The following is a 17,705-nucleotide window of genomic DNA, read 5'->3' as shown; positions in this document are numbered from 1 at the left end:
TGCATAAATAAAAAGCGCCACTACTTATTCAGTAGTGGCGCTTTTGTTTTTGTTTTTGTTGAGTCTAGTTACACGCAGTAACCGTGATTAAAACTCAACGCAATAAACTGATGTGCTGCCGCTCACTTCATTGCCGACCGCGATAAAGTGGTTACCAGAGCGAGTGAAATACTTGATTGACTCTGGGCCTAGGTCACCCGCTTTCGAGTTGTAAGTCTCGTTGTCGCAATCACCGTCTTCATCAACCTTAGTGCATACAGGTTGAGTAAAATTGCGGTTATTTAGATAGCTGATGAAACTTGCGTTCTTAGGCTGCGTTACGTCGTAAACCATAATGCCACCCTGGCGCTCAAGTCCAATAAAGGCATACTGCTTGCCGTTAATCTCAGCGACTTCAATAGCTTCAGGCTCTACCCCTTTATCATCACTGCGATCATCACCGCTCTGGTTGTTATCATTGGTGCTGTTGAAGTTTGCAGGATCTTGCTCAAGTACGATTCGAGCAAAATCATCACCGCTATCAAATACTAACTCGCCAGACTCATCCCAGATAGAGAAAGAACGGCTACCGAATGCTTGAACCTTTTGATCAGCAGCAAGTGTCCCTTGTGGCTTAATCACTTTAAGACGAGCAAGTTGCTTATTGTCTTTCAATGCACCAGCTAATGGGTGGTTCGCGTCAACGTCTAGCTTCTTGCCACGCACTTCATCGATATAAGCAATACAAAAGTCTTTTTCTGTGGTGTAGTTTTCGGTGCCTTGGTAATCGTCACCATCCCACTCAAAGCCTTTGTCATCACACATTTGTTGTGTCGTCTTGATGCCATATTCACGGCCATCACCTTCGTTCGCAGTCACAATGTAGGTGTTCCCATCAACACTGTAGCTGGTGATGCTGTCTGGCATGTAAAGGCCTTCTAACATTGCGTAGCTTTGTAGATTACCGATGTTTTTGTCTTTGTTCGACGCATCTAACTGAGCGGTATCCCAAGGCTTCCCACCTAATCCCAGAATCGCATCCACTTCTGCACTCGCCACGTCAATTGCTGCCAATGCATTGTTCTCTTGCAGCGCTACGTAAAGCTTTCCGTTATCAGCAAACGTTAGGTATTCCGGTTCAAGGTCTTGAGCAACGGTTGCATTAGGCGCTGAGATTCGAACCTTGTCGGTTAGTTCTGCATGGCGTGGCTGGCCTTGGTTAAATGCCTTAAAATCAATCTGCGTGACTTTCGCTTGCAAAGGACCATTGGTTAGATCCACCAACGTTACTGAACCTTCAGGGTCAATGCTGTAATCCGCATTCGGCTCTCCTTCATTTGCTGATGCGATGTAACGGCCATCCTTAGAAAAGCTCACCATGTCTGGTAATGCGCCAGCTGTGTAAGTGGTGATAAGCTCTAGCGTGTCTGAGCGATACAGAGCAATGATGCCATTTTGTTGCTTGTCGGCGTTTTCAATCGCGACAGCAACTAAACCCTGATGAGTCGATACACTGTTCGCAGCACCGATAGTAATACCAGAAGCCGCAGCGGCTGATTGAAGGTCGATAGAGCCCTCAGAGGTTGGTGCGCTGTCAGCGTCCATCGATAGCACATCAACTTTCTGTGCTTGAGCGTTAACCACATAAAGCTTGTCGGTACATGAATCGTAGCTGACGATTTCGGCTGCAGAGGTATCAAACGGGGCGTCAGCAATAGCACGACCAACCAGACTAATCCCAGAAACAGTGGCATCTGTCATGTTCGGTTGTTGAATGGACTGGCATTGGAGGCTAAAAGTATCAAGTGACGTTTGAGATGATGTTGCAGTCGTTGATGGTGTTACCAACGTTGAAGTTGACTGAGAACACCCAACCAGAGCAGAACTTACCGCGATAGGCAGTAATAGAGTCAGCTTATTAAATTTACGATTCATATATCCTCCATAATTAGAACCGCGATCATAGAGGGCTGTTATGACAGTTATCTTTCTCTTTTATTAACAATAAATGACGACAATAGGTTTCTTTTACTCATAACAACAGAAAGTTAAGATGAGCACTCTATTAACAAGCAAGCAAAAAAAAAGCGCTCAAGCGGCTGGTGCTTGAGCGCCTTTAGTAAACTAATAGGGAGGGTTAGAAGTTGTAACCACCACCGATCATGAATACCCATGGGTCGATATCAACGTCTGTTGAGTACTGTTTTCCACCCGCTTTGTATTTCGCTGTAGTGCTAATGTCTGCATACCAAACTGACGCATTCAAGAACCAATCTTCATTGATCATGTAGTCCATACCGATGTTTGCAGCAAGACCCCAAGAGTCATCAAGAGACAGGTCACTCAAGCCTGCATCTTTACCAGTGCCATTAAGTTCTTCATCAAAGAAGACAGTGTAGTTAATGCCCGCACCCACGTAAGGGCGGAAGTCGCTGTTCGCTTGGCCGAAGTAGTACTGAACCATAAACGTTGGCGGAAGGTGTTTAGTGTCAGCAACTTTACCTAAACCATTAACAGAAATACTGTGAGAAAATGGGCTCGCGGCTAATACTTCAAAACTGATGTTATCAGTAAACATGTAGCCGAAAGTAAGGCCAAGCTGAGTATCAGAATCAACCGAGAACTCTAGGTCTGGATTGTTAAGTACAGCGCCGCTGCTGTCGTTTGGAGATACTGTTGCTGCACCTGCACGGATGATGAAATCACCTTCTTTATGAGCAAGAACATTGGTTGACATAAGAGCCGCAATAACCGCAATACCACATACTGTTTTTTTCATTATAATTTCCTTTTGAGGGCTTAATTCTTTATTGGTGAATGAGTAATCATTTCTTATTTTGCGTGCAAGGTAGCATACAATAACCCTACTTTATTGATGGAAATCAATTTGTGAAAACTTGTGATTATTTATGTAAATTTATATCGACTCGATCACTTTATTGCCTCATTTTATTGACAATTTTGTAATGCAACTTTCCCGTGCGTCATGCCGTTAAACTCACCGCCTCAATCTTGCTCGGACCTTTTGGATCAAAATGGAGCAAGCCAACATTTCGTGCGCATCAATTTGGTGCGGTCTCGTATTATTAGCTCATACCTTGCTTAATATTCAATAGGTTACATTTGGCTTAGTGCTTGCAAGTGTATGTTCATAATCATAAATACATGAGGTTCTGACCATGCAAGACACTCTAACGATCGTTCTGGCCGGCGGTGTTGGCTCTCGGCTTTCTCCCCTCACCGATAACCGTGCAAAACCTGCGGTACCTTTTGGTGGAAAATATCGAATCATCGACTTCACTCTAGCGAACTGCCTGCATTCTGGACTTCGTCAGATCTTGGTGCTGACTCAATACAAGTCTCACTCTTTGCAAAAACATTTACGAGATGGTTGGTCGGTGCTTAACCCCGAGCTTGGCGAATACATCACCAATGTTCCCCCACAAATGCGCACAGGTGATAGCTGGTATAGCGGGACAGCAGATGCGATTTATCAGAACCTGTATTTGCTTTCTCGCAGCGAAGCGAAACATGTGGTGGTGTTATCAGGCGACCATATCTATCGTATGGACTACGCGCCAATGCTCAAACAACATAAACAGAGCGAAGCCGACTTAACGGTGGCTTGTATGGAAGTTTCGATTGATGAAGCCAAAGAGTTTGGCGTTATGGAAATTAACGAATCGCATCAGATAAACAACTTCACAGAAAAGCCCCGTTATCCTGCCTGCGTACCCGGAAGACCAACACGAAGCATGGCTTCAATGGGGATTTATATTTTTGATAAAGAAGTGCTTACACAAGCACTATTGGCGGATGCAGAAGATCCAAATTCCAGCCACGATTTCGGTAAAGATGTGATACCTAAATTGGTCGGGGATAAAAGCGTTTATGCCTACAAATTTGGAGACACCGAAGGCAGAGTTACACAAGATGCTTATTGGAGAGACGTTGGTACCCTCGACTCTTATTATCAAGCCAATATGGATTTACTAAAGCCAGTTTCCCCTATCGATTTATACCAACCCGATTGGGCAATCCGCACTTACGAACCTCAATTACCACCCGCTCGAACCATCGCTTCAGTTGAAGGGAATCAAGGGATCTTCATCAACTCGATGATCGCAAATGGTGTGGTGATAGAAGGTGGTTCAGCGCAGAACTCCATCTTTTTCCCAAAAGTTAAAGTCAACAACGCGGCCATTGTGATTGACAGTATTCTCTTTGAAGATGTTGAAATTGGGAAAAATTGTCATATACAAAACTGCATCATCGACAAGCATGTGAAAGTGCCTGATGGTACCCAAATAGGTATTGATAGTAGAGCGGATTCAGAACGATTTCATATATCAAAGAAAGGCGTGATTGTGGTGCCCTCTTCTTATGAATTTAATAAGTCATAACCTTAAACAAAACTAAATCACACTATCAAAAGGCAGCTTCCGTTGCCTTTTTCAATACCCGTAATTCAGTGTTCATAAGAACTGTCTATTTAGCTAAAAGTGCGCTGAAAAACAAAAGTGTTGTGCAAAAACAAAAGCGCCCTATAAAAACAGAGCGCTTTCTAAATACAGAAAAGGCTACTTAGGTGCTAGTTCGTAGTTTTCTTGCATCTCATGTGGGGCAATCCCGTATTCATAATCAGCCAAGTAACCATCCTTATAAACCTTCATTCCTTTCTCATCCCAGCTGACTTTAATCACAGCCGTTTTGCCATCTTCACTGCCCATCAGTTCGAGCATTTCATCGTCAATCTTAATTGCTTTGATGGTTTTAATACGCTTAAACGGTTTAAATTCAGTGGTCGATGTTGGCAATGATCCATAGCTGCTGATCCAGGTTTCTTTTGGTACTAGCCATTGATTGAAAATGTCATCCACAATCGCTTTAGGCATGCTTGCAATCACTACATCACCCGTCATTACATTGTTTGTCTCTAAGCTGTAACCGCCCTTACCATCTGAAACATAAGTAGGAAAATCAACGCCAATTTCAGACTCCGCAGGCAAACGGCCTAAAGTGACGGATTTCTTAACGTACAGATCGGCGGTTTCAAATTGCTGCATGATTTCTGGAATTTTCTGAAACTCAACAGGTGCAGCAAAAGCATTAAAAGCGAAAGAAAGGGAAGCCGCGATTGCAGCGAATTTAACAGGCATTTTCATAGTGATGGATCCAAATATAATGATGCTGTTAGAGTATCCCGTACTAATCGTCGCCTCAACGGTTAACTATTCTCTATATCAGTAATTGTGATGCTGAATGACGAATTGATAAAAATCACTACCATAACTGACCTTCGCTCTACCCTCTCAAAGATTCCACTCTTCTTCGATTTCAAACAACAAACTATCTTAAATAAAAAACCGACACCATTTTTACCGTACTGTCAGCCTTATGTCAGTGGCGCAAAATGGTAAGTCCTGCGTTCGAAAAAAACCAAAATGAGACCTCGATCATCATTTTGGGGTTCTCATGAAGGCTATTTACATCATTACTGCAGCTTTATTGCTGAGCAGCTCTTTAGCAAATGCAAACGTGCACAAATGGAAAAATACCGAATTTCAGACCTATTCCGATAAAACGCAGGTGAGGTTTTTATTAGTAAACCGTTACACCAAACAAGCGGATTACTACCTGCGAATTGATGACAAAGAATTCCCAAACAAAATCACACTGAATGCGAACCAAGAGTTAGAACTGGACATCAATGTTAAGACACCAGCAGCTCAAACAACCAAGAAAAAGATCTGCACACGCATGGTAACGGACTCTCCGAACAGCTACGAAGTGTGTACGAACCTTAAATTTAAACGGTATTAATCAAATTCAAACGGTACTCACGATGCACAAAATCATAACCACGCTACGCAGAGCTTTATTGACTGTCGTTGCACTGGCTATCGCTTCATTGACCAGCCTTTCTCTAACAAGCCCGGCATTGGCAAACCCGATACCGAGTGTATCCAACCCATCAGGAACCGACCGAGTTCGCACTTCTCAAGGCGCTTCTTGTGAGCAGGCTATCTCTACAGGAAAAACCGTACAGTTCGGTACTTATGGGTCAACCGGTAATGAAGATAGTGACAGCTATTACAACAATTATTACTACCAGAATCAGGATGAGGCAGGCGTGTACGCAGCTGTTACATTCCAATTTGGTGGTGAAGATAGAGTTGACTGTCGTCGACTCTACGAGTTCGAGCTCCGTGAGCGAGAACGTTTAGAAGAGCTAGCTCAAGCGGAGCATGAGTTAAAGCTATTACAAATCGAAGCAGAAAAATATCGCCTGCTGAAGATGAAACAAAGCAACACCACTTTTTCGGAGTAAAAAATGCTGAATAAAAAACCATTACTTGGCCTAGTTGCCATGTCTATTTTCGTAACTGGACCGGCGATTGCCGTACCGCCAAATCATCAAGATGACAAAACAGGTGATGTTGTATTCTCAGCATCTGTGGAGTCTCAATGTGGGATAGAAGCCACGGAAGACAAGGCTGATTTGGCTTTTGGTGAAAATTACAATGAATCCTATGCGACCGTGAAACTGGTGAGTAACAGGAACGGAATTAAAGTTCGAGCGGAAGAGATCAAATTGGAATCGTTCGATGGCCAAATTCAAAAAAGCGATGTGTATTTCCAATCAACGGGGACAACGGATATCTCCCAATCAGCTGAAGGTTGGGAGTCGGGGGTAGACATCACTCGAGATCAAATCCGTGAAGACAATAATATGAATCTATACGCTCGTGTTGCTATTGATGAAAGTAATCTTGATGCAAGTGACGACTACGAAGTAAAAACAAAATGGAAGATCGAGTGTAACTAACCCACTCACTCTCACACGGCAAGCCCTCTTCAAAGAGGGCTTACTGACTCAGAGGCCTTATGAAAACCTTACTATTATTCTTTTCGATACTGTTTATCGCGCCCTATGCTTTGAGCGCAGGATTCGATAGGCAAGAGGTCGAGCATTTCAATCAAATGTGTGTGGATGGTTCAGACAACCACCAACGTCGAATTTTTGATGCACTTTCAAATTCAGAATACATCGACTGGTCGAGCATCGAATTAGTCGGTACAGAGAGTCGTGTTAACTATACCGATACTACTGTCGAGATTAAACAAACAGATCGCGTCACGTGTGACCTTATTGTCGAGTACAAATACCACCACGCCGACATTGTCCTAAGCTCAACTTATCAGGTATCACTAAAGGATAAGCAGACCATCAGCAACGTCGCTGTCACTCAGCAAGCGGTCACGGATTTTATCGTCCGCGTTATGGTGAACTAACATGCTACGTTTTATTGTCGCATTCATCCTAATCAGCTTATCCAGTTGTACATTGGCATTCAATAATCACTCAACTCTGAGCTTTAATAAGCACGTAAGAGAACGTTGTGGGTTAGAAGTGATCAACAATCAAGGCGAAATGAGCTTTGGGCAAGACTACGATGGCCGAGCGATCGTCTTAAGACTGGAATCCAATCGTAAAGACTCGCGATTGCTTCTCAAACTCCAACATATTGACCTAGGCTCTACTAATGAACCTCGCCTTTCACAACTCGTTCGATTTAAAGTCGAAACGCCTGTTCTCTATGAAGGCGACATTGATTATTGGCGTCAGGGAGTTGAGTTTCCCGTCGAGCATCTTGCATCAAATCAAGAAGTAGAAATTAAAGCACGAATTGCCATACCCGAATCACAAGTGACGGCTGGTGAGTTTCACTTAAATATGGAATGGGCGGTTGAGTGTCTATAAATCGGCGCTATTTAGGTGTTTATTTATCGAATAACGAGAGGTGCAAGAGAGTGACAAGTTCGGAATTATAAAACCAAGGCGGAGAAATTCTCTAGGTTTGAAGTCAAGAGTAGAGTAAATAATCAAGGATGGAGTTTTTTTGAACATGTATTGAAAACACGAAACATAATATGCGCTCTGTACATCGGACTTTCAAGGGACTAACGAGAGATTATTTGATAACACTGAAGTTAATCACACATGTGCTATTTCACGGTTGGTCAATCCATCCGATGTTTGCTACGTTTAAATGACACAGTCATTGGAAAGGTATGATTTATGAAAATAAATGTTCAAACACATCACGTATCAATTAACGACGAGTCACGTAAAGACATCGAAAGTAAATTCGAGAAGATATCTAACCATTTCCCATCACTGATTAGTTGCGACATTATCATCACAAAAGAACACAGCCAACATCAGGTTGAAGTTTTCACCAACTATGAAGGTGTACGTGTAACAGCAAAAGCAACAAATGACGTTATGTATCCAGCTATCGCTTCAGCACTCAAAAAACTTGAAGTAGGACTAAGTAACCGTAAGGGACAATTAAAAGCCGATCTACACGAGAAACCAACCAGTACGAAGCCAGAGATTGCTTCAGACATCATCCAAGAGATGAAGTTGGTATAATTACTCAAGTAGTTGAAGCGTACTAACTAATAGTAATAGACGCTCATTAAGATTTTCAAAGCCAGCACTTGTTGCTGGCTTTTTCGATTTCTCTAACCTATCCCTGCACTATTTTTCTTAAATTCAGCCTCGAAGTACCTCCCCAGATAAACGTGTATAAACGTTTGGCGATCCTAGCAATAACTTGTAATACTGAGCAAAGTTATGGACGGTAATTTATAGCCAATGAAGAGATATTTACTATGAAAAAAGTCGCGCTAATTCTATTTCTAGCCTCTCAACTTATGGCTTGCACAGAAGTAGGCAGTGAAGCCTGGTGTGTTGATATGAAAGAGAAGCCTAAAGGTGACTGGACGGCTAACGAAGCCGGTGATTTTGCCAAGCATTGTATTTTCTAAAAAAGCACTCACCATTCCAACATATTTGTCTTTTTAGATAAAAAAACGACCGCTAGGTAGACCGAAGTACCTAGGGTCGTTTGAGCTTCAAAGTGCTAGATATAAGCTCTCAACTTTCACGCAGCACATACCACACAGAACGCGCCACACAACAATCTGTCTATATGAGTTTGTTACGGATGTGGATCACTACGGCTTCTGCAACGATAACTACCGCGAAGATACTCACTAATACCATCGACACTTTTTGCCACTCAAATAGGTTCTGCGCATCGTTAAGCACCACGCCAATACCACCAGCGCCCACCAAACCCAGTACCGCAGATTCACGTACATTGATGTCCCAACGGAACAATACGATGGAGTAGAACGCTGGCATCACTTGTGGCCAATACCCTTTGAGCAAAACACTCATCCACGAAGCCCCTGTTGCGCGCAGAGCTTCAATTGGCCCCATGTTCACTTCGGCAATCGCTTCCGCTAACAGCTTCCCTACAAAGCCGATACTGCGTATGGCAATCGCCATAATGCCTGCGAGCACACCGGGGCCAAACAGTGCGATGAACAACAACGCCCAAACCAATGAGTTCACAGAGCGTGAAGACACGAGAAAGAATTGAGCAATCCAGTTCAGCGCTTTATTGGGTGTGATATTTGGCGCATTCATTAACGCCAAAGGAATCGCAAACACCAAGGTAAAAAGTGTCCCTAAGGTGGCGATATGTAACGTTTCGATCATCGCTGCGTGAATCGACTCAGGGTAAAACGCATAGTCCACTGGCACCATTCGCTCAAACATGTCGACAAACTGTGCAGGTGCGTCGTATAAAAACTCAGGTATCACTTCAACCGTCTGCCAAGACCAAACGATGGCACACACTAAGCTGAGATAAACGGCAAAACGAGCAATGCGTTCGTTAGGTGTAAAGCGTTGCCACTCTTTATCGATAGATGCAGTTGTCATTAGAAGATCCTCCTAACAATGTTGGAAAGGAATTCACCCACAAGAATCAGAGCGATAATAGTCATCAAAATAGCCGCGACAAAGTCATAGTCGAAACGCTGGAATGCCGAGAAAAGAGTACCACCAAGGCCACCAGCACCTACAATACCGACCATGGTTGAATTACGTAGATTTGAATCCAACTGGTAACTTGCAAAGCCAATGAAACGGGTAAATACCTGAGGCATAACGGCATACAAGATGACACTAGTAAAACTTGCGCCCGTTGCTTTAATCGCTTCCACAGGTTTAAAAGAGATCTCTTCAATTGCCTCAGCAAAAAGCTTGGCGATAAAACCAATTGATGCGAAGACCAAGGTCAAGATACCGGCCAAAGCTCCAAAACCCACCGCTTTTACAAATAGGATGGCAATGATCACTGGGTGAAAAGAACGACACAGTGCGATGAAGCAACGAATTGGCGTTGATACAATTGAGGGCATCATGTTTCTTGCGGCAAGTAAGCCAAGAAACAATGAAATTACGATACCAAAAAAGCTTGAGATAATGGCAATCTGTAAGCTTTCGGCTAAGCCACTCAATAGTAGACTGGTACGTGAAAAATCTGGCGGAAACATTCGTGATAGTAACCGCTCACTTTCGCCAAAACCGATGACCAAGCGATCAAAAGTTAGTCCTAGCGTCGAAAAACTGTAGAACAGGTAAGCAACGATAGCTGCAATGATCGCGCGATTCGTCCAAGAGGTTTTAAACGGATTTTCATGCTTCGCTGGCGACTGGTTTGACGGTACGCTTGGCGATGAACTTGGGGTTAATCCAGCCATGACTCACCCCCATAGATAATTTTCAGGTCGTCCTCAGAGATACCTTCAGGACTGCCGTCGTAATGCACCTTGCCATTACACATACCAATAATGCGCTTGGCATAACGTTTCGCTAAGTTCACATCATGAATGTTAACCAACACTGGGATATTTTTCTGCTCTGCAAATGTTTCCATGAGCTCCATGATCTCAACCGCAGTTTTTGGGTCAAGCGATGAAGTTGGTTCGTCTGCTAATAAAACATATGGGTCTTGCATAACAGCGCGAGCTATACCGACACGCTGTCTCTGACCACCCGATAAGCTGTCAGCACGTTGGTTTGCAAAGTCCTGTAAGCCAACAAATTCAAGCAACTCGAAGGCTTTTGCTAAGTCTTGTGGAGAGTAGTTACGACGCCATGCATTCCAAGCTGTCATATAACCCAAACGGCCACTCAGCACGTTCTCGATAACCGTCAAACGTTCAACAAGATTATATTCTTGAAAAACCATTCCTATATGACGGCGCTGTCTGCGTAACGCTTGCCCTTTTAATTGGGTCAGATCGGCACCATCAAAAATAATCTCGCCTTGGCTTGGGTCATTAAGGCGGTTGATACAACGGAGAAGTGTACTTTTACCAGTACCCGATGGGCCAATAATTGCGATAATTCCCGGCTCATCGATATCAATATTAATACCTTTAAGGATTGGCTTGCCTGCCACGTATTCATGAAAAAGGTTGTTTATCTTTATTCCTTCATAGCTTGCTACGGCCATACTGCATTTCCTTGTGCGAATTTTAAAATGATCTATGCCCTACCCGTGAGGGCATAGATTTTAAATAAGCTTACTCAGTGAATAAGCTAAATGATTAAATAACGTAATAGCTAAGTAGCTAATTAACGAAGGGAATTACTGGCTATCGGCTTGTTTTGCTAGCTCTGCTGCCTTTTTCTTAGCACGCTTCGCTGCGTCTTTCTCTGCCAATTTCTTTAGGCCAGCTTTGGTGTAAGCCGTACCTGTTGCATGTGCGATATCACGAATCACATCCCACTCTTCTTTGTAGCTAATCGGTGAGAAACGATCTGCGCCCTTGAACGATGCACTCATTTCAGGTGTAAAGCGGTAGCTAAAGAAAGCTTCGGTTATCTTCTCAGCAAGTTCTGGTTTCAGGTTGTAAGCATAACCAAAAGCAGAGGTTGGGAAACGAGGGCTACGATAGATGATCTTCAGTTCAGAATCGTCGACACGACCCGCTGCAACCATACGATCGTACACATCCGATGCCACAGGTGCTGCATCATAGTCTCCGTTGAATACACCTAGAATAGATTGGTCATGTTTACCTGAGTACAGAACTTTGTAATCCTCATCTGGTACTAAGCCTTTCGCTGGGAATAGCGCACGAGGAGCAAGGTTGCCAGAGTTTGATGATGCAGAAGTATGTGCAACTTTTTTCCCTTTAAGATCAGACATTTTATTAATGCCGCTATCTTTACGCACAATCGTGATTAGGTTGTAGCCTTGGAAGCCAGACTCATCGCCTTTCACTGCAATTGGAACGTAACCCGCAAGGTTTACCGCATAGCCCGTAGGGCCTGTAGAGAAACCAGCAACATGCAATCGACCTGAACGCATCGCTTCTACTTGCGCTGAGTTCGAGTGCACGGTGTAGTAAATCACTCGCTTGCCGGTAACCTTACTTAAGTGTGCTTGGAAGTCCGCGAACGCATCTTTGTACAACGCTGGGTCTTCTACCGGAGTGTAGGTAAACACAAGCGTACTTGGGTCATTCCACTCGTCTGGATTCTTTGGTGAATCGGCCACCAAATCTTGGTTTTCGTCACAGTATCGATCGTCTAACACACCACGGCTAGAGCATTCGCTTGCCATAGCCATTGAAGGAAGCAGTAATGAGCTAGCGATTAACAGTCCTTTAACACTGATTTTCATATTCAAACCTTATTTTTACTTATCGTTGAAAGTCACCTTGGTCATTGCAGCCTTTGTGCCATCTTTTAAATCATTTAAAATCAATGTGTTAATATAAATTCAATTTTCGACAATTACTTTTGTGTCATTCATGTCCAACTCAAAAGCTGACATTTGGGTCATTTATGTCCCAGTAATTTTAATGGTAAAAAAAGAGCCCGAAGGCTCTTTGGTTCACTGCTTTTTCTTTTATTATTTCTTGATTGAACGATTCGATTAACGATCAAGAGTCAAAACCGATAGCCCGTCAACGCCTAGGCATCGCTGTCCATACAGTTAGCGTAGTAAGTCACGGTTGCAGGCCAATCGCTGAATACGCCCATCACACCCACGTCTTGCGCCAGTACATCGAGCATTTTCATCATATCGCCATCATTATTGATACCGTCTGTCACGCTCTTGTAATACCAGCCACCGCCTTGAGCAAGTGGGCCTGAGCGCTCTAATGTCCATGCGATGATCTCGAGATCTGCATCTTTCGCCAATTTCGCGTAGTTTGACGCAACCAGTTCGTTTTTCTCGTCTAAATCAACCAGAGCAAACAAAGGTGGTGCAATAATATTCACACCAGCGTCGTGTAGCTCTTTCATGTTTTCAGCAGAGGCGACAAAGTCCGCTTGCTCATAAACACGGTCATCAAGATAAACGGCCTGTTTACCGAACTTAGGCGTTTCCTTAATCCAGTACTTCACATCGTCAAGGTTGAACGACTGCAAGTAAGTTTCAGCAGGTTTGAAACCGGCATCTTTTAACTCATCCACCAGCTTTTGCGCGTACATCTCTTGGCTAAAGCCATTGAAAGGCATTTCTACAGCAGCCGATTTCAATTCAGGGGTTACCTTCACCCCGTGTTCTTTAAACAACGCCGCGCTTTCAGCGTGTGTCATCAGTGTCCCACTCTGGCTGTAAAGGTCAGTTCTCCAGCCCGGAGTGCCATTCATGTACTCTTCCACCGTGGTCGCTTTCGGGTTCGCGCCGTCCATTTTGCCTTTTAACGTCCTAAATTCCGCAAGTGTGAAATCAGAAGTACGACACTCAGCTTGAGCATCCTCACCCGTCGCCAGGTTCGCTGGCTTAAATGGAGTCGAACACTTCTTAGCAAGATCCGGGCGCGCCAATACATCTGTTGTTGTATGCAGATCACTTTGTGAGTGACGACATACCAACGCCTGATCTTTCGTGAAGGTGACATCACACTCGACGACACCCGCGCCCATTTGAATCGCGGCTAAGTAGGATTCTTTGGTGTGCTCAGGAAACTGCATTGCAGCGCCACGGTGTCCGATAGAAAAATCACTACGATGGAAAGGTCCTTCGCTACAACTCAGTAGCTTGGTTTTCAAGGGGCTCTCATCCATATTGTTAACTAAAAAGAGGGGACGAGGTCCTAAGTTTGCAGGCTCTGCAGCGGCCCATGCCGTCATTGAGCTAACGCCTAGTATCAGAGCAATAGAACCCTTCAGTATTTGCTTCATGTTTGTATCTCCTTGCAACAAGCAATTATTTTTCTAATTTCCTTTATTCGATCATTCCGTATTTGAACTGGAAGTATTGCCTTCAGACAAACACCGGATAACCTCATGTGAACGTATGCCACAACGTAGGGATTGCACGCATTGTGCCAAATGTTAAAGCTCTTTTATTACAATTACTTGAAACAGTTCATCATTCGTAATTAAACCAAATGGGTCATTGTTGTCTTGTGCTTTTACTTGTGATTTTACTTTTTACTTTCATTAAACGACTGAGCCGGTTAAGCCTTGAAACTTTCTTTATCCAATTGATGTTTCTTCATTTTTCGATAAAGCGTTTTGCGCGGTAGGTTCAGCTTGCTTGAAACCTCATTGATGTTGCCTGCACTTTCAATTAAGGCTTCGGTCAATACGTTTCTTTCGTATTGCTCCATCTGTTTCTCAAATGCAAAGTCTTCACCCAAGGTTTCACAAATCGGTGATTGCAGATCAAAGCCATCACCAACAATACCCAACACAAATCGGTCGGCAACATTACGCAATTCGCGCACATTACCCGGCCATTCGTGTCGGCATAACTGCTGTATTTGTTCAGGATAAATCGTTGATGGGCGTGTCTTATATTTTTGGCTTGCTTGAATTACAAAGTGTCGAAAAAGTACCTGAATATCTTCTTTTCTATGGCGCAGCGCTGGGAGGTTTAAGCTCGCAATGTTCAAGCGATAGAATAGATCGGCTCTGAACCCACCCGACTCACTAAGGCGTGCGAGATCCGCTTTACTGGCTGCTACAACCACGATATCGACAGGTATTAATTCATTACCGCCAACACGCTCGATCATTCGCTCTTGAATCACGCGCAGCAGTTTAATCTGCACAGCAATCGGCATGCTCTCAATTTCATCAAGAAACAAAGTGCCACCATTAGCTTGTTCTATTTTGCCAATACGTTTTTTGTTGGCACTGGTAAACGAACCCGCTTCATGACCAAACAGCTCACTTTCAATAATGCTCTCTGTCATACCACCGCAGTTAATCGCCACAAACGGTTTGGCCTTGCGACGACTAAATTGATGCAAAGCACGAGCAATCACCTCTTTACCCGTTCCGGTTTCACCATTAATGATGGTATCGACGCCGGTATGTGACAAAGCGAGCACTTGCTGACGTATGGTGTCCATCGCTTTTGACTGGCCAATCACCACGGATTCAATGGATAGATCTATGTTCTCTTTATCGCCTGATGTTTTATGGCTATTGTGCCGGCATTGCGCCAACGCGAGATCGAGTTTCTCCACCAATTCAGTCGCATTAAGGGGCTTTTCTAGAAAATCGAATGCACCCAACTTCATCGCCTCTATCGCCATCGGAATATCACCGTGACCACTCATCAGCAGCACAGGAACATTGGCCGCTCGGTGTTGAATCGAACTTAACAGTGTCAACCCATCCACTTTGGGCATGCGTACATCACACAACACCACCGACTGACTGTCCGCTTTAAGGGACTTTAGGCCAAGGTTCGGGTCAGTAAAAGTGGTGACGCTAAAACCTTCCAGCTCTAACATTTCACTCACGGCTTCAACGACATCTATTTCATCGTCTATGAGAACTATGTGTTTGTCTGAAATCATGAGCTTGTGCCTTTTGGTAAAGTGACGATAAATGTTGTGCCTTGGTGTTCAATCGATTCCACGTGAATCGAGCCACCAAAGTCTTTTATTATGTTGTAGGCGATAGACAAGCCTAGCCCAAGCCCCTTGCCTGTTGTTTTGCGGGTATAAAAGGGGTCAAACAAATGCGGTATATCCTCTTCAGCAATCCCTAATCCATTGTCTTTGACTAAGATCTGAATTGTGTGTGTGAGATCTTTCGTGGCAATATTGAGTTGAGGTTGGCCTTTATGTTCAACAGCATCCAATGCATTACTGATCAAGTTCACCAGTACCTGTTCCAAGCGTATGCTGTTGGCTCGCACCATCAGCCAGCTTTGCGGTGAATACTGAATCGAGACCGTACTCTGCCTGGTTTCAAAGAGATCAATGGCATCACCAATCACCCTATCCAATTCCACATTATCAATCTTGCCATCGCTCTTACGCGAGAACGCTTTCAAGTGGCGAGTGATCGCTGCTACTTTTTCTAGCAAAACCTCGATCTTTTTCAGGTTTTCTTCCGCCCTGTCTGGCCTTTGTTTGCCTAACCAAAGCTGAGCACTTCGAACATGGCTATTCACGGCAGTCAGAGGTTGATTGATCTCGTGAGTGATCCCGACACTTAACTGCCCCAACGCGGCCAGTTTTCCCGCTTGAACTAATTCGTCTTGAGTAACACGTAGTTTGGCTTCTGCTAAGGTTCGTTCTTCAACCTCAGCCTCTAATTTGCGATTGGTTTGCTTAACGATTTTGGCCGTGGTTTGGAACACCTTTAGGTACTTGGCCATTTGCGTCACTTCGTCTTTGCCACGAATGGACACTTCGGTATCTAAATGGCCGGTAGATATGGCAAACATGTTGTCTTTCAGCTGTAACAGCCTTTCTAAAATACTCTTTCGCACGTAGAACCATGAAATGGCAGCGGCGGCCAATACGCTAAACAAAGAAAGAAAAAGAGAGAGACGTTGGTTGGATTGCAAAGACTGCTGCGCTTGCTGAATCGACAGATCAATATTGCTGTTCACCTTACTGGTGTTACTTTCAATTTGTACGGTGAGCTGATTCAGGTGCTCACGACTATTTTGCAGAAAGTACTGTTCTTGATAAAGATGATCGAGCGCTTTGTTCTTGAGTTCATACAAACTGCTGTCGCTAGATGCAAGGTTATAAATAACGGTTAATTGATGATCTAATTTTGGGAAGTCACGTCTCAGATCCCCACTGACCCAGAGTTGCCACCACTCTTCACCTACTTGCTCTAGTCGGTAGCTGGTGTAATCCAACTCATTAAAACTGGAGTCGTTATACAGCTTTTCGACCAAACCTAATTGGTAATAAAGTAAAGACTTTAACTGTGTGTACTGGATTTGAGTTTTGGCTGACTCAGGTAAACGATCAAGTGAATCACTCGCTTGCTGCAACAGAGGATAAAAGCCCTCAAGCAAATTACGAAGTTCTCGATTAAGCTGTTCTGACTCAATTTCACTTTGATACAACAAGCTAAGGCTGTTATTAACTTGAGCAATAAGATCTTTAAAATAGGAGTGATAATCAGGAAATTGAACCATGACGCTGTTCATTTCTGAAATAGCACCTTCAATTTTTAGCATCGCCTGTTTACGTTCTAAATTGGATTCTGCGCCACTGAGTTGGGACGACGTTGTGATAATCACTCGCACCATATCATTGAGGCGGGCGGCATTATCTAAGGCAGGAATTTCACTTTCTTTTAACTCGACAAGGCGTTGGTTTAAATCATCAAAAGTGAAGCTTGAAACCACGGAAAGGAAGATAGTGGTCATTGATAGCATAGCTAATGCCAACACTAACCGTAGTTCAATGCCTTTCCAACCAAACCACTTTCGGCGTGGAATTTTGATCGAAAACGGGCGTTCGAAACTGTCCTTATTCTCTATTGCTTTGGAGACATGACTACTCACTCGCCCCACCTTATTCTCATCAAAAACCAATATGAATTAGCCAGTGATTCAAATAGTTAG

The 17,705-nt window shown here is 43.8% G+C and carries 18 protein-coding genes; 8 read left to right on the top strand and 10 right to left on the bottom strand.

Annotation, left to right across the window (positions count from 1 at the left end; all coding sequences use genetic code 11):
• Window positions 1-87 precede the first annotated feature (87 nt).
• Together OCV36_RS17520 and ompW are read right to left on the bottom strand one after the other, a co-directional pair.
• Window positions 88-1,914, bottom strand: a complete 1,827-nt coding sequence (locus tag OCV36_RS17520; protein ID WP_135457086.1) for a choice-of-anchor I family protein — start codon at window positions 1,912-1,914, stop codon at window positions 88-90.
• 202 nt (window positions 1,915-2,116) lie between these two features.
• The gene (ompW, locus tag OCV36_RS17515; RefSeq protein WP_017075902.1) at window positions 2,117-2,758 is read right to left on the bottom strand and encodes an outer membrane protein OmpW; all 642 of its coding nucleotides are present in this window, start codon (window positions 2,756-2,758) and stop codon (window positions 2,117-2,119) included.
• Between the two features lie 400 nt (window positions 2,759-3,158).
• Between ompW and glgC the strand changes: the two genes are divergently transcribed.
• A complete protein-coding gene (glgC, locus tag OCV36_RS17510; protein WP_135457084.1) occupies window positions 3,159-4,382 on the top strand; it encodes a glucose-1-phosphate adenylyltransferase in 1,224 nt (407 codons plus the stop codon).
• A 177-nt stretch (window positions 4,383-4,559) separates the two neighbouring features.
• Here glgC and OCV36_RS17505 read toward each other — a convergent pair whose 3' ends face one another.
• Window positions 4,560-5,144, bottom strand: coding sequence for a hypothetical protein (locus OCV36_RS17505; RefSeq protein ID WP_102551294.1), 585 nt, complete (start codon window positions 5,142-5,144; stop codon window positions 4,560-4,562).
• Between the two features lie 310 nt (window positions 5,145-5,454).
• On the opposite strand from OCV36_RS17505, the gene OCV36_RS17500 reads away from it, so the two are divergent.
• From OCV36_RS17500 to OCV36_RS17470, 7 genes are all read left to right on the top strand, one after another.
• Complete coding sequence (locus OCV36_RS17500) at window positions 5,455-5,802, top strand: hypothetical protein (protein WP_017075899.1); 348 nt, start codon at window positions 5,455-5,457, stop codon at window positions 5,800-5,802.
• A 22-nt stretch (window positions 5,803-5,824) separates the two neighbouring features.
• Entirely contained in the window at window positions 5,825-6,310 is a 486-nt protein-coding gene (locus OCV36_RS17495; protein ID WP_135457082.1) for a hypothetical protein, read from the top strand.
• Window positions 6,311-6,313: 3 nt separating this feature from the next.
• Window positions 6,314-6,808, top strand: coding sequence for a hypothetical protein (locus OCV36_RS17490; RefSeq protein WP_135457080.1), 495 nt, complete (start codon window positions 6,314-6,316; stop codon window positions 6,806-6,808).
• Window positions 6,809-6,867: 59 nt separating this feature from the next.
• Window positions 6,868-7,275 carry a hypothetical protein gene (locus tag OCV36_RS17485; RefSeq protein ID WP_135457078.1) on the top strand — a complete coding sequence of 136 codons (408 nt, stop codon included), beginning with the start codon at window positions 6,868-6,870 and terminating at the stop codon, window positions 7,273-7,275.
• 1 nt (window position 7,276) lies between these two features.
• A complete protein-coding gene (locus tag OCV36_RS17480; protein ID WP_135457077.1) occupies window positions 7,277-7,744 on the top strand; it encodes a hypothetical protein in 468 nt (155 codons plus the stop codon).
• A gap of 318 nt (window positions 7,745-8,062) precedes the next feature.
• Window positions 8,063-8,419: a ribosome hibernation-promoting factor, HPF/YfiA family gene (gene hpf / locus OCV36_RS17475; protein WP_017076487.1), complete on the top strand. Its 357-nt coding sequence runs from the start codon at window positions 8,063-8,065 to the stop codon at window positions 8,417-8,419.
• Between the two features lie 242 nt (window positions 8,420-8,661).
• Window positions 8,662-8,817, top strand: coding sequence for a DUF3012 domain-containing protein (locus OCV36_RS17470; RefSeq protein ID WP_017076488.1), 156 nt, complete (start codon window positions 8,662-8,664; stop codon window positions 8,815-8,817).
• Between the two features lie 160 nt (window positions 8,818-8,977).
• On the opposite strand, the gene phnE (OCV36_RS17465) is transcribed toward OCV36_RS17470, so the two are convergent.
• From phnE (OCV36_RS17465) to OCV36_RS17435, 7 genes are all read right to left on the bottom strand, one after another.
• Window positions 8,978-9,781, bottom strand: coding sequence for a phosphonate ABC transporter, permease protein PhnE (phnE, locus tag OCV36_RS17465; RefSeq protein WP_017076489.1), 804 nt, complete (start codon window positions 9,779-9,781; stop codon window positions 8,978-8,980).
• Complete coding sequence (phnE, locus tag OCV36_RS17460; protein WP_017076490.1) at window positions 9,781-10,605, bottom strand: phosphonate ABC transporter, permease protein PhnE; 825 nt, start codon at window positions 10,603-10,605, stop codon at window positions 9,781-9,783. The genes phnE (OCV36_RS17465) and phnE (OCV36_RS17460) overlap by 1 nt, the downstream gene beginning before the upstream one ends.
• A complete protein-coding gene (gene phnC / locus OCV36_RS17455; protein ID WP_017076491.1) occupies window positions 10,593-11,363 on the bottom strand; it encodes a phosphonate ABC transporter ATP-binding protein in 771 nt (256 codons plus the stop codon). The genes phnE (OCV36_RS17460) and phnC overlap by 13 nt, the downstream gene beginning before the upstream one ends.
• Before the next feature lie 135 nt (window positions 11,364-11,498).
• Window positions 11,499-12,539, bottom strand: coding sequence for a phosphate/phosphite/phosphonate ABC transporter substrate-binding protein (gene phnD, locus OCV36_RS17450; protein WP_029225257.1), 1,041 nt, complete (start codon window positions 12,537-12,539; stop codon window positions 11,499-11,501).
• Between the two features lie 293 nt (window positions 12,540-12,832).
• Window positions 12,833-14,053, bottom strand: a complete 1,221-nt coding sequence (locus OCV36_RS17445; protein WP_135457074.1) for a glycerophosphodiester phosphodiesterase family protein — start codon at window positions 14,051-14,053, stop codon at window positions 12,833-12,835.
• Between the two features lie 278 nt (window positions 14,054-14,331).
• Window positions 14,332-15,684: a sigma-54-dependent transcriptional regulator gene (locus OCV36_RS17440; RefSeq protein WP_135457072.1), complete on the bottom strand. Its 1,353-nt coding sequence runs from the start codon at window positions 15,682-15,684 to the stop codon at window positions 14,332-14,334.
• Entirely contained in the window at window positions 15,681-17,654 is a 1,974-nt protein-coding gene (locus OCV36_RS17435) for an ATP-binding protein (protein ID WP_135457071.1), read from the bottom strand. Before OCV36_RS17435 ends, OCV36_RS17440 begins: the two co-directional genes overlap by 4 nt.
• Between the last annotated feature and the right edge of the window lie 51 nt (window positions 17,655-17,705).

Source organism: Vibrio echinoideorum, from assembly GCF_024347455.1.
Lineage (GTDB): Bacteria > Pseudomonadota > Gammaproteobacteria > Enterobacterales > Vibrionaceae > Vibrio > Vibrio echinoideorum.
This window is presented reverse-complemented; position numbering and strand designations above follow the sequence as displayed.